The organism is Tellurirhabdus bombi, from assembly GCF_021484805.1.
GTDB lineage: Bacteria > Bacteroidota > Bacteroidia > Cytophagales > Spirosomataceae > Tellurirhabdus > Tellurirhabdus bombi.
Map to the genome: position 1 here is coordinate 868,316 of NZ_CP090557.1, position 13,615 is coordinate 881,930.

Genomic DNA, 13,615 nt, shown 5'->3' on the forward strand with positions numbered 1-13,615 from the left:
GCTTATTTGATGGTTAGAACGGCTTCTTTTTTAAAGTCACCTAATCCGTAGGAAGCCCGAAGCCCTCCTTTTTTACTGACCGCTACCGGACTGGCTGCCAGATCGATAACCTGCTGAAAATAAACGCCATTGGTCCCCGCCTCGTCCAGCGTCATACGATTCTGAGCGCCCTTGCTATCGGTCAGGACAACCATTGCCTTTTCACTTTTCGTCGGGTCCAGATTGAGCGGAGCCGTTAGCCGAATGCCAATTTTCTGCCCCGATCTGGCCTGCTGAATGCGGTTTTTGAACTCGGCATCGTAGAATTGAATCTCGGTGACATCCGCAGCCAAATAGGCCAATCCAGCCATCCAGGCCGTATTGAACGTAACCCAACCTTCGGTGTGGCCAGGGTCGCCCGAATACGGATCATAAGGATAAACGCCTTCTTTGGGTGAGCCATCCAGCACACCCCGCACCGTCTGAAGCGAAGCCGCCCCGCCTTCCAACTCTTTGAACCAGCCTAGATCGGCCCCTTCAAAATCAGTCAGTGCATCGTAGCTGTAATGCCGCCCCGTCGGGTTGCGCCCGTAAACGTTATCCATCTGGGCCGTAGCCAGTTGCCGCAGTCGTTCCTTGGTCGCTTCGTCGTTCAGCACCGAGACGGCGGCCAGCGCCGGGGCCGGAAAGCCCGCAATGTTGCCGGGTTCGTTGAAACTGCCTTTGGAATTATACGTCGGATCGCTGGTGGCTTTGATGTCGGCAATAACCCATTTATTGTCGACGTATTTGCGGTAATCCCACATATTGTCCGAACGCGAGATGACCACTTTGGCCCACGCCTGAATTTTCTCGCGTAAGCCTTTTGGTGCTTTGTCGGGGTAGTTTTTTAGGAAATAAGCCAACGCCTCCATCGTGACGTGCTCATTCATGCGCTGGCCTTTGGTCGTACCCGGATCGGTCCAGTCCAGGTTTTTGATGAGCCAGTCAGTTTGCTGGAAAGCGGCCTTGAAAAAGGCGTCGGCATCGTTGCGCCGCTCGCGTCGGGCCACTTCGTACATCATCAGGTTAGGCACAATGGAATGCCCCGGCGGGAACTGTCCCTTTCCGGTTCCGACCAGCGTGTAAGTTTGAAACAGGTTGGCCGAATGGTCGAGATCGTACCAGTGCCAGCGGTCTTTGTTTTCGTTACCCCAGATTTTGAACAGGTAATCGCGCGCTTCGGCGTATACTTTTTGCGGGATATACGGACTCAGATCGGGATAGGCATACAGAAAATACGCCAGTTGCTCTTTCAACAGTGTGTGGTTGACCTGACCGCGTAGGTACACGTCTACAGCCCAGTGAATTAGCCGTACAATTTCAGGTGTATTTTCCGGCAGTTTGTCGCGCACTCCGGTATAAATCCCTTCGACAGGCATCCGCTCTACCGAAAACGCTTCGGGGTTGGCCGAATACAGGGCGAGCAACGATTGCAGCTCAAACGAAAACTGGTGGCTGTCGCGCCAGGCCACTCCCAGCGAGGGGCAGTCGGCACTTTTATCCGTTGGCGCATAGGCATCTGAGTTGCCGTACCAGCAGCGGTCGTCGATCATGAACGCCATAGCGGGTCGATACGAAGCGCGTTCGATGACGTAAGGCGCCACCTCAAAGGGGTAGGACGTGCCCTTTTGCGGACCATCGACTACCACCGTATAAGGACCGGATTGCGTAGGTTTGAAGGTCGTAAAATCACCAATATGCCCTTTTACCGTTCCGTCGAATAGGCTTTTTCCCGCTGCATCAACCACGTGGAAGGCCGCGCCATCGGGTGTCAACGGAGCCGTAAACCGTTTGGGAGCAAAGAGGTTATACCCAATCTGATTCACGAAAACCGGCTGCGGATCATGGGCGTACACCTCAAATTCGGGCAGTTCCGTTTTTTGTTTAGCCCGGTATTCTACCCGAACTTTTTCGGTCGTCACGGGTGTAAACGAAATCAGCGCCTTATCGGGTTGATTACCGTTGTAAACTTCCTGCCAGCTTCCGTTTTTTTCGACGCTTATGCGAATGGTATCTTTCCCGCGAAATCCTCTCAGCAACACCCGATCAACCGCATACGCCTTTCCCAGCTTTACCTCAAAATAGTTGACCGGTGCAGCCGGATTGGTATACCAGACGGTCGCATCGTTGCCATCGACGATGTTTTCAAACGGGTTGTCGGCAACGACGGGAAAGCCCGAAATTGCCTTGCCTTTGGCAATGTTGACGGTCTGGGCGTGGGCGACCGGCCATTGAGTAGCCAGCAGGCCCGCCGCCGCGATCCAGCGTAGTGATTTATTAGGGTGGATTAAGCGCATTATTGAGTCTTTAAAATGTAGGTTACGGTGGGTCAGATCGGTTAGGGCTTGGCCGTTGCGACTTCGTCCTTGATGACGCCCATTAGTTCGGGCAAGTGTTCCTGATAGACACCGCGCGGCGATGTATTGTATTTTTTACCCAGGTAAGCCGCAAAGCCGACGACTTCGCCCATCATGCCGCAGGTCCGCATCACGCGGGTGCTGCCGAAGGCGACGTGCGTGGTGCTGATGTTACGGCCCGCCATGAACAGGTTGGAAATATTTTTGGAGTACAAACAGCGGTATGGAATCGTGTACGGCGCAACTTTAATGTGCTTGGTTCCGGCAAAAAATTCCTGGCCTTCAAAGTATTTGCTGTTCTTGGCATCCGGGAAATGCAGGTCGATGGTCCAGGTGGCTGTCACGGTGCCGTCGGGGTACTGCTTGCCTTCCTGAATGTCCATCTGCGTCAGAATGTGGTCGCCGATAAGCCGCCGCGATTCGCGTTTACCGCCGATGTAGGCCACCCAGGCCAGTTCGCGTTTGCCGTATTTGGCTTTCTTGTTGTTTTTCAGGTAAGACCAGTTTCCGTAGACGGCCCGCAGGTTATGATCGCGGATTTTTTCGGCGTCGGTAACGGTATTAAAGTTACCAAAACCGGTTTCCCACTGCCAGTCGGCACGGGCTTCATCGATGTGGTATTCATCGGAAAACGGCATGGCCCAGGGTGTTTCGGGAAATGACGTAGCCGTATCGCGTTCCAGCGACGCCCAGAGGTTCGAGGTGCCCAGCGTAAAATTATCGGATTTTTCGGCGGCCAGCGATTCGCCCGTTTCTGTCTTGCTTTCGCGGCCAAAGCGGTATTCAGCCCCGGCTAAGTGCCCGATGGTGCCGTCTCCCGTGCAGTCGGAGAAGTACGTGCCCGGAAAGCGAACTTCCTTGTTGGTTGCAATATCCCGCCCGACAACGGCCACAATCTTATCCTCTTTTTTCTCAACCTGATAAACGTGCGTATTCAGGAATAAGGAAATATTTTTCTCGGCTTTAACAATGGCTGTTTTGCGCGCATCGCCGTATTCCAGCCCGTCCGGGTGGCCGTTGCCGGGGTCGCCGTTGTCCATTTCGCGCACGATCCGGCCTAGTTTCGGGTAGTGGTTTTTATCGACTTCGCCGCGCAAATGCACCCGCACCTCCGAGCTGTTGTTCCCGCCCAGTACCGGACGATCCTGAATCAGAGCGACTTTCAGACCCAGCCTTGCCGCCGAAATAGCCGCGCAGGTTCCGGCAATGCCGCCGCCGACCACTACCAGATCAAATTGACCGGCGTTCTGGGGACTATCCGTCAGACCGAGCTGCTTTTTCCGGAAAGCCGTCAGTTCGTCGAATTTGTTGGGTGGCGTAAACTTGGCCGCGCTCGTAAATAGAATCGCGTCGCAACGTCCGTTGAAGCCCGTCATGTCGTGTAAAGCCAGTTTGATTTGCTCATTTTTAACGTCGATTTCGCCGCCGTCGTACCATTTCCACTCATCCGAACCGCTTTCGCCAAATACCGGACTCAGCGATTTACCGTCAACAATAACCTGAAATTTACCCGGTCCTTTCGGGAACGGTGCCCAGTCTTTGGTCCGCACCCAAATTTTGTACTTTCCCTTTTTCGGAAACTGCACCGTCGTTGACGCATCTTTGACGGGCCGCCCCATGCCGTGGGCCATGATGTAAGAAGAGCCCATCACCACGAACGATTGCTGGTCGATGACCCAGCCACCTTTGTCTTCAAACGACTCGGTTTCGACAAAGACATGATCCTGCGCCCACGCGTGCAGGGAAAGCAACAGACCTAGGAAAAGACAGCTTATTGTTTTCATTTGAGGGTTTCGGTTTGAGTAGATTTTGTTTTATACGCACTTAATTTTGTTCTAACTTCCTGATTTTTAGGCTCAAAATGCGTCAGCACTTTGTACACCGCCGCCGAATAATCCGGGTTAGTATGCTCCAGATGTCGAGCCAGCTTTTGCGCCGTTTTATCGGATAGCTTTAGTTGCGCCTCCACTGCGTTCAGCACCAACGTAAACTGCTCCTGATTCATCCCGGCCATGGCTGACGTCGTTCGGTCAAGCAGGGCATCCGTGAGCGGCAGACTCGCCAGTTTTTTCAGAATGGTATTTTGCAGGGAATACCCCCCTTTCTGATAGGTCTCCCACAACCATAACTGACGCGGCGCTTCGGCAAAAAAGGAACCGTTCAGTTTCTGCAAAGCATATCGGGCGGCGAAGATGTTTTTCCCCCGCATGATCTGCATCAAATCCGGCGCAAATGCCCTGCCCGCCTTTCCGTTTGCATCGATCACCCGCTCCATCGCCCAGTACTGGTAATGGTGATTATCACTCGTCAGGAAGCGGTGCAGCAGCGGTTCGGTCCGGTAGGTTTCGGTTATTTTCTGCATCTCACCAACTACTTTGCCGTGGGCTAGGTGCCAGAGCGTGTAGCAGGTGTAAACAGCCCCGTCAATTACTTCATTCTTAACGGTTTTCAGAGTTGCCCCGGCCTTGGCGTCCACGGAGTCGGCCAGGTTTTCGGTTCCTTTCCCCACCAGATCATCCATCGCCACGTCTTTCAGCAGCGAACTTTGATTACTTAGGATATCCTGCAATTTGTCGTAATCTTCCTGCCGAAATTCCCGGTGATCCATTTTAGTCAGAATCTGGCCCGACGGGAAGTCGAAGCGGGTGTAGTTACCCAACAGATCCCAGTAAAAATTGATGTACACCGGCTTGCACTCGCCCGTAAGGCAAACCGGTGTAAAAACATTCCGAAAGAAATAGGCTGGCTCTCCGGCTTCATTCAACGCAAGTTTGAGCGTATAAGTCAGCGTATCATTCTCGCGAATAGAAAACTCCCGGACCCGAACCGGATCACCGGCAAACGCCGACAACCGACCCGAAAAGCCGAGGAACAAGATCATTACGAGTAGCCAGATACGTGTCATGAGAGCGAAAGGGTTAATGAGCGAAAGGGAGAAAGAGCGAAAAGCTAGCGCATTCTTGCATTCGCTCTTTCACTCATTTCCTCTTTCACCGCCCGGCGGCCCGGTCTTTAATTCCAGTCCAGGTTTTGCACCATTTTGGGGTTGGCGTTCAATTCATCCTGCGGAATCGGGAAATACTTGTTCCGAGGCAACACGTTGCGTACCGGATAAACATCGTTGACCGCTTTTGGAATGACAGTCAGAAACTTGCCGGTCCGGGTCAGGTCATACCAGCGGTCTCCTTCGGCAAAGAACTCCCAGGCGCGTTCCTGAAGCACCGCATCAATAAACGCATCTTTGCTCAGGCCCGTTTGCAAATCGGGCAGCCCTGCCCGTCGGCGTACCGTGTTGACAAATCCGTAAGCCGCCGCTGTCGCGCCGTTCAGTCGGGCTTCGGCCTCCGCTGCCACCAGGTACATATCCGGCAAACGCAGAATGGGAATATTCGGAATGGATCCCTGCGTTGACACTGGATCCTGGTATTTTTTAATCAGAACACCTTTGGTCGTGATGGGCGTCACGCTACGTTGCGGAACACGCTGACCACTCTTATTTATGAATGTCGTATCTAAAAGCTGACGTCTTTTATCAACGGGGTTGAACGAATTGAAGAAGGACTGGTAAGCGAACATCGAGCCAAAAGACGTTCGGGCGTATTCCGCTCCGGCACTTCCCGCAGGGCCCGCCAGACCAACCATCTGGTGGTTCCGGCCCGGCGCAACTGGGTCTACTTCAAAGGCCCACATGTTTTCGATCCGGGCGGCATCTTCCTGATCGTAACGATATACATTCCGCACATCGGGCATCAGGGAATATTTTCCGGAATTAATCACAAGCTGCGCCTGTTCCAGCGCTTTTGCCCAATCTTCGTTGTACAAGGCGGCTTTGGCATACAAGGCGTTTGCTACTTCCTTGGCCGGGCGGCCTTTGTCTACCGCTGGATAGGAAGGCAGTCCCGCTGTCAGCGCCTGCTCCAGATCGCTATAAATCTGTTTGTAGACATCCGCCTTGGGGCTTTTAGCCACAATCGCATCAGCTTCCGTATAACTTGGCGTGTTCTTAATGGCCACGTCACCGAAGTTTTTCGTCAGCATCCAGTAATAGAAAGCCCGCAAGTAATAGGCTTCGCCGATGATCTGTTTTTTCCGCGCTTCGTTCATGGTTGCCCCCGGAACTTTGGCGATAATCCAGTTGGCTTTCTCGATGCCGTCGTAGCCGGAACTCCAGATTTGTTGCGGCGATTCGTTAGTCCGGTTGTTACTTTTCTGCGTCGTGTAATTAACGTCGTAGTTAAATAAGGTCAGTGTGTTGCGGCCAACAACGCCACGCGGATACGTTTGGTCATCGCTGAAATCGGGCACTAACGTAGCCGCCGGACCGCTGTACATATCGGCCAGCGGATCGTAGGCGGCCACCAGGCCTTTTTCCGCGTCGGCGGCGGTTTTGTAAAATGCTTCCGTATAAATGGAAGAGTAAATGGTTTCGTCGAGCTGGCAGGAAGTCAGACAGCAGGCGACTAGTATGGGAATGACTATTTTTTTCATGGATAAATCGGTAATTGAGATTTCACTCATTCACTCTTTCGCAATTCACTCTTTCACGCTCTACAACGTGATCTGAATACCGCCCAGGAACGAGCGTGCCTGCGGATATACCAGGTTGTCGATGCCAATGGCAGTGTTTGAACCCGCGTACGTATTCACTTCTGGATCAAAACCGCTGTAGTTCGTGATCGTGAACAGGTTGTTGGCGCTGGCGTATACCCGAATCTGCTGGATGCCCTTGATGCGCGGCAACGTATAACCCAACGTCACGTTTTTGCAACGCAGGTAAGACCCATCTTCAACCACATAATTCGTGATTGGCAGGCGATCTGCCTGGGAACCACTTACGTACTGGTTGCTCGGATTGGTAGGCGACCAACGGTTTACCAGCCCTTTCAGCATGTTTCGCTGACCCAGTGGGTTTTCGAACGAAAGACGGCTGGCATTGTAAATATCATTGCCCTGCGAACCCGATAGGAAAGCGCTGAAATCGAAGCCTTTGTACGATAGATTGGTCGAAAAACCGTAGATGAACGCCGGGTTAGGATTGCCCGTAATGACCTGATCAAGTGAAGAGATCGTACCATCGCCATTGACATCCTTCACTTTATGGCCACCCAAACGACCGCCGTACCCTGGCAAAATGGTTTCGCCGCTCTGGTTGATGCCATCGAAGACATACGTTTTGAAAATGCCAAGTGGGTCGCCTACTTTCAGGAGCGAATAAGCCGTAATGAACCGCTCCGGCGTAACACCGCCATCCAGATCAAGCACCTTGTTGCGGTTCATGGTCATGTTTCCCGAAACGCTCCATTGCAGCGGACCATCCAGCAACCGGGCATTGACGGCAAATTCCAACCCTTTGTTTTCCAGCGAAGCAAAGTTTCCGGTGATGGTGCTGTACCCCGAGCTCAGCGGCAGGGCTTTCACATACAGCAAATCTTTCGTGGTTTTCTGGTAAGCATCCACAATCACACTAAAGCGGTTGTTCAGCAAACTAATGTCCACCCCGATGTTCGCCTGTGCCGACCGCTCCCAGCGCAAATCCGGGTTGGCAATCCCCGCAGGGTTGATGCCCGTTACGTACGCATGATTAAGGTTATAGTCGCTCCCTGACGCCGAAACCGTAGCCAATGACTGATACGGACTAATGCCACCCGCGTTTCCGGTTATGCCATAACTGGCCCGCAATTTCAGATCTGATAACCAGGAAAGCTGTTTGATGAATGGCTCTTCAATAATGCGCCAGGCCGCCGAAACAGCGGGAAACAACCCGTATTTGTGGTTCGCACCAAACTTGCTGGAGCCATCTACCCGCGCCGTCAGATCAAGGAAATACTTGTCTTTATACCCGTAATTGACCCGCGCCAGGTACGAATCCAGTCGCTGCCGATTTCGATAGCTGCTTACTGTCCGGTTTAAGGCCAGTTGCAACGCATTATTCTTTGTGGCATCGTTCGGGAAGCCCGTTGTCTCAATGATGTTATCGTTGAACAATTCGGCCTGGGTCGCAAATACGGCGGTTCCTTTCAAAGAATGATTTTTCGCCAATAGCGTGCTGTAAGTCAGGATACTTTCGTGCAATAAAGCCGTATTGTACCGGTTGATTTTCGAAGCCGATCCCGAATTATCGTTCAGATCGTTCTGGGCAACGTTAGCGCGGGGATTGTACGTATCACGCAGGCTGCTTTGCAAATCTACGTTGAATGAGGCGCGGTACGTTAAGCCTTTCGCAATGTTGAAATCACCGTACACATTAGCCAGCGTACGCTGAATATTGTTCTGATTCAGGACATTAGCAAACGACAGCGGGTTGGTTACCTCCCGGTACTGACCATTTGCCTGCTCGCCAAACGGAAACAGTGAGCCATCAGCCCGGTAAGGCTGCAAGGTCGGTGGCGCACCGATGGCCGCGCCCAGAATCGAGCCTGTTACTACCCCGGCATCGCCAATGGTCTGCGAACCCGTGGTGATGCCCGAATTGATGGCATAAGTTCCCAGAATACTGGTTCCCACTTTGATGCGGTCGCTAATCTTGTGGTCCACGTTTAACCGCAGTGAGTACCGCTTAAAAGCCGAATTAACAATAATCCCCTTCTGGTCGAAATAGTTGAGGGAAAGGGCCAGCTGCGTTTTATCCGTCCCACCGTTGATCGACAACTGGTGGTTTTGAATTGGAGCCTCCCGGAAGATGATATCCTGCCAGTTAACCCCTTCGCCCAGCGAGGCCGGATCAGGATAATCATTTCGCTTGAAAATCTCGTTTTCCAGTTGGGCAAACTCAGTCGCGTTCAGGACTGGAAGCGTTTTTGCCACTTTCTGTACGCCATAATAGCTATCGAGCGTAACGCGGGTAGCACCACTTTTTCCGCGCTTGGTGGTAATCAGCACCACCCCGTTGGCCGCTCGTGATCCGTAAATCGCGGAAGCCGACGCATCTTTCAGAATTTCTACCGACTCGATGTCGTTCGGGTTAATCGTCGAAAGGGGACTCACGTCGTTGATGCCACCGCTGTTGGAAATCTGAATGCCATCGACCACGTACAAAGGCTCCGAATTCCCGTTGATCGAGTTCGTTCCGCGAATCCGCACGCTAACGTTACCGCCCGGCGCCCCCGTATTTTGGTTTACCTGCACCCCTGCCACCCGCGACTGCAAACCCTGCGCCACGTTGGCCACGGGCGTTTGCACCAGTTCGGCGGCCTTCACCGAAGCAATGGAGCCGGTCGTTTCGATTTTCCGCTGCGTGCCATAACCCACGACAACGACTTCGCTCAATGAACGTTCATCGGACTGCAACGTTACGTCAACGGTCGCCCGGTTACCGATTTTGGTTTCCTGTGAAACATAACCGATGTAGGAGAAAGAAAGCGTAGCATCAGCCGCATTCGGGACGTTTAGACTATACTGGCCGTTAACGTCGGTAGTTGTGCCTTGCTGCGTTCCTTTTATAATAACGTTGACGCCCGGCAAGGGCTCCGCCCCGGACGTAACCTTTCCGCGTATTGTTTGATTGCGCTCGTTTTGAGCCTGAACAGGCACTGTACATACTAGCCAAACCAGCCCGAGCAGACTGGTCACCATGCGTAAACGTTCAACAAATCTCATACGTAAACCTGGACATAGCGCCCGAAGAGTTAAAGGTGGTTAAAATTCAAAAAATACAATATTTGAATAGCTACTGTACTTTAAAAGGACTGTGGGCATTCTTTACTAGCATCAGCAGATTTGGATGTGTAAAGCCATATAATTACCCGCTTTTTACATATTCTCATTGATATTACGGTACAGATCTAATTTTGTAAAGGATTTTTTGAGTTATTTTTTTGGGAACATTCCCAATTAATTGGGAATGTTCCCAAAAAGACATTTCATTTTGAGAAGCAGAAGTGAGTAGAAGAACGTGGACACTTTCTTTGGTATTAAAATAGTTCAATGGCATGAAAAATCATCAAACGACCATTATTGATATTGCCAAAACGCTTCAACTTTCTAAATCGACAGTATCGCGGGCGTTGACGGGCCACCCCAATGTGAAAGAAAAAACCCGGCAAATGGTCCTTGATCTGGCGATGCAACTCGATTACCAGCGCAACCAGCTCGCCATTTCGTTACTGACCAACCGCACCCAGACTATTGGCATCATCATTCCGGAATTTTTGAGTTTTTTCTTTCCCAAGGCCATTATTGGGGCGCAGGAGGTGCTGGCCGAAGCGGGCTATAATGTCGTCATTTGCCATTCCAATGAATCGTACGAAACCGAGGTGGCCAACACCAAGGCGCTGCTGGCTAGCCGGGTCGATGGGCTTCTGGTGTCGCACACGAAAGAAACGCGCAATTTTGATCACTTTAAAGTGTTTGAGCGCAAAGGTATCCCCGTCGTTTTTTTCAACCGAATTGTGGAGGAGTTAAAATGCTCAAAAGTGGTCGTCAACGATTATGAAGGCGCTTTTCAGGCCGTTGAACACCTGATCAAGTGCGGTAAACGCCGCATTGCCCACCTGGCTGGCCCGGATTCGCTGCAAAATAGCCGCGACCGGCTGAATGGCTACCGCGATGCCCTCCAGCATCACCAGATTCCTATTGATCCCACCCTCATTATTTCGTACGACTTAACGCTGGACAAAGCCAATATCTACGTCAACCACCTGCTTAATCTGCCGCAGCCACCCGACGCTTTGTTTACCATTAACGATCCTACTGCCATCGAAGCGCTGAAAGTGATCAAAGGCCGGGGGTTACGCATTCCGGAGGACATGGCGGTTGTTGGTTTTAGCGATGATCCGATTTCGGCGCTGATTGAGCCGAGCTTGACCACCGTGGCCCAACCCGTTGGTGAATTGGGCCGCCGGGCCGCCCAGTTGTTACTCACGCAATTAGCCAGCGACGAACCCACCCATAACGCAGAAACCGTTATCTTGCCCACCGAATTAATTGTTCGCGCCTCTTCGGGCGGCTTGCCTACCCCATCATGAAAGCTTTATTTTTTGCTGTATGCTCCCTGCTGATTTCACCGATCATGCTGGCGCAAAACCTCATTCAATACGTCGATCCGCTCATTGGCACGGCCAACGCCACCACCGAAAGCGCCCGAAAACACGGTGAAGGGACCGAAAATAAAGGGCAGACTTTTCCGGCGGTGGGCCGCCCCTTCGGCATGACGCAATGGACACCCGAAACCCGAGCCACCGAGGTAAAATGCGTTTCGCCTTATTATTATGCCGACAAGCGCCTGACGGGCTTTCGGGGAAGTCACTGGATGAACGGCAGTTGCACGCAGGACTACGGCAGTGTAACGCTAATGCCTTTTACGGCAGCTCAGCTTGATACGCTTAAAACCCGCCCTACTTCCCGCTTCAGCCACGAAACGGAAACGGCAAAGCCAGACTATTATAAGGTTACACTTGATGATTTCGGGATTACTGCCGAAGTGACCGCTTCGGTTCGGTCCGGGATTTTACGCTTTACGTTTCCTAAAGGCCAGGCCGGACGCATCTATATTCACGCCAACAGCGACGAAAAACAAGGTTCGGTACAGTGGAATCCGAACCAGAAAGAAGTTTTTGGCTATAATCCAGCACACCGTATCTACCAGGGCTCCGGCCAGTCGGCGGGCTTCAGCGGCCATTTTGTGATTCAGTTTGATCAATCTTTCGTCATTAGCCAGTCCAAAGCGGGACCGCAATACGTGATCGTTACGTTCCCGGAAGGCGGCACCATTCAGGCGCGTGTTGGCACTTCATTTACCAGCCTGCAAGCCGCAAAAAAGAACCTGCAAGCCGAACTACCCAACTGGAATTTCGAAGTCGTACGCCAGCAAACCCAGAAAGTCTGGAATGAAACTCTGGGTAAAGTTCAGGTAAAGGGTGGTACGAAAGACGATCAGGTTAAGTTTTACACGGCGCTTTACCACAGCTACCAGCTCCCCCGCATTGCCAGCGATGTAGATGGTTCTTATCCCGGTTTCGCCCAGGATACGACCACGCACAAAGCCGTTGGATTTGATTATTACGATGATTTTTCGATGTGGGATACGTACCGCGCACTCCATCCGCTCATGACCATTCTGGAGCCGAAGCGCAGCTTGCACATGGTAAAATCGCTGGTGGCTAAGGCGCAGCAGGGCGGGTGGATGCCGATTTTCCCGGCCTGGGGAAGTTATACCGCCGCCATGATTGGCGACCACGCCAGCACCATGATTGCCGACGCCTATCAGAGAGGCATCCGCGATTTTGATACCGAAACAGCCTACCGCTACATGCGCCAGAACGCTTTTGACAGCCCCACAACAATAGAATACAAAGACGGCAAAGGACGGCGGGCGCTAACGTCTTACCTAAAATACAATTACATTCCGTTGGAAGACAGCGTGTGGGACGCCTTTCACAAACGGGAACAGGTTTCGCGGACGCTGGAATACGCGCTGGACGATTTTGCGCTCTCGCAGTTCGCGCACAGCCTGGGCAAGACTGCTGATTACGAAATCCTGCAAAAAAGGGCGCAGAACTACCGCAACGTCTTCGACCAGCAGACGGGATACGTGCGTGGACGCTACGCCGACGGGCGCTGGATTGAACCGTTTACGCCCTTTCAAAAAGCCAGCTATATCTGCGAAGGCACGCCGTACCACTACACCTGGTATGTGCCACAAGACATTCCCGGCCTGGTGGAGTTGATGGGTGGAAAGACTAAATTTCTGGAGCGCCTGAATACGTTTTTCGACGGCGGTCACTATTGGCACGGCAACGAAACCGACCACCAGGCCGCCTACCTGTTTCCCTACGCCGGACAGGCGCGCAAAACCCAGGAATGGGTGCGCCGGATTGTTCGGGAGGAATACGGCGTTGGCCCAGGTGGCATTACGGGCAATGAAGACGCTGGGCAGATGTCGGCCTGGCTGGTTTGTTCGATGATGGGTTTTTATCCGGTATGCCCCGGTAAGCCGGAGTATGTGCTGGGCAGCCCTTCGTTTACCGAAATCCAGATTCAGCCTGACGCGAAGAAAAAACCATTTGTGATTCAAGCAGTTGGCAATAGCGATTCCAAACCCTATGTCGGCAGCATGCAGCTTGATGGTAAAACCTACACCAATTTTGTATTACCCCATCGAACCATTGCGGAGGGCGGAAATTTGCGGTTATTGATGAGTAAATAACCGCATCCAGCAGTAGCTCAAGAAGTAATATACCTAATAACATCCCAACAAGCAAAGCTACAGACTCCCGAAGAAGAGAGAAAATAGGTCATAG

General features: G+C 52.2%; 7 protein-coding genes. 2 read left to right on the forward strand and 5 right to left on the reverse strand.

Annotated elements, in window-relative coordinates; all coding sequences use genetic code 11:
* Positions 1-2: 2 nt before the first annotated feature.
* The 5 genes from L0Y31_RS03745 to L0Y31_RS03765 form a co-directional block, all read right to left on the reverse strand.
* On the reverse strand, positions 3-2,318 hold the full coding sequence (locus L0Y31_RS03745; protein ID WP_234735797.1) for a galactose-binding domain-containing protein: 2,316 nt from the start codon (positions 2,316-2,318) through the stop codon (positions 3-5).
* A gap of 41 nt (positions 2,319-2,359) precedes the next feature.
* A complete protein-coding gene (locus L0Y31_RS03750; RefSeq protein WP_234735798.1) occupies positions 2,360-4,162 on the reverse strand; it encodes an FAD-dependent oxidoreductase in 1,803 nt (600 codons plus the stop codon).
* Positions 4,159-5,283, reverse strand: coding sequence for a hypothetical protein (locus L0Y31_RS03755; RefSeq protein WP_234735799.1), 1,125 nt, complete (start codon positions 5,281-5,283; stop codon positions 4,159-4,161). The genes L0Y31_RS03750 and L0Y31_RS03755 overlap by 4 nt, the downstream gene beginning before the upstream one ends.
* A 107-nt stretch (positions 5,284-5,390) precedes the next feature.
* On the reverse strand, positions 5,391-6,866 hold the full coding sequence (locus tag L0Y31_RS03760; RefSeq protein WP_234735800.1) for a RagB/SusD family nutrient uptake outer membrane protein: 1,476 nt from the start codon (positions 6,864-6,866) through the stop codon (positions 5,391-5,393).
* A gap of 60 nt (positions 6,867-6,926) precedes the next feature.
* Positions 6,927-9,974, reverse strand: a complete 3,048-nt coding sequence (locus L0Y31_RS03765; protein ID WP_234735801.1) for a SusC/RagA family TonB-linked outer membrane protein — start codon at positions 9,972-9,974, stop codon at positions 6,927-6,929.
* A gap of 332 nt (positions 9,975-10,306) precedes the next feature.
* On the opposite strand from L0Y31_RS03765, the gene L0Y31_RS03770 reads away from it, so the two are divergent.
* Both L0Y31_RS03770 and L0Y31_RS03775 read left to right on the forward strand, forming a co-directional pair.
* On the forward strand, positions 10,307-11,341 hold the full coding sequence (locus L0Y31_RS03770) for a LacI family DNA-binding transcriptional regulator (protein WP_234735802.1): 1,035 nt from the start codon (positions 10,307-10,309) through the stop codon (positions 11,339-11,341).
* On the forward strand, positions 11,338-13,521 hold the full coding sequence (locus L0Y31_RS03775) for a GH92 family glycosyl hydrolase (RefSeq protein WP_234735803.1): 2,184 nt from the start codon (positions 11,338-11,340) through the stop codon (positions 13,519-13,521). Before L0Y31_RS03770 ends, L0Y31_RS03775 begins: the two co-directional genes overlap by 4 nt.
* Positions 13,522-13,615: the final 94 nt, after the last annotated feature.

Coding starts and splice junctions, on each gene's coding strand:
- L0Y31_RS03760 (WP_234735800.1), bottom strand. CDS start 6,866: ATGAAAAAAATAGTCATTCCCATACTAGTCGCCTGCTGTCTGACTTCC.
- L0Y31_RS03750 (WP_234735798.1), bottom strand. CDS start 4,162: ATGAAAACAATAAGCTGTCTTTTCCTAGGTCTGTTGCTTTCCCTGCAC.
- L0Y31_RS03745 (WP_234735797.1), bottom strand. CDS start 2,318: ATGCGCTTAATCCACCCTAATAAATCACTACGCTGGATCGCGGCGGCG.
- L0Y31_RS03755 (WP_234735799.1), bottom strand. CDS start 5,283: ATGACACGTATCTGGCTACTCGTAATGATCTTGTTCCTCGGCTTTTCG.
- L0Y31_RS03775 (WP_234735803.1), top strand. CDS start 11,338: ATGAAAGCTTTATTTTTTGCTGTATGCTCCCTGCTGATTTCACCGATC.
- L0Y31_RS03765 (WP_234735801.1), bottom strand. CDS start 9,974: ATGAGATTTGTTGAACGTTTACGCATGGTGACCAGTCTGCTCGGGCTG.
- L0Y31_RS03770 (WP_234735802.1), top strand. CDS start 10,307: ATGAAAAATCATCAAACGACCATTATTGATATTGCCAAAACGCTTCAA.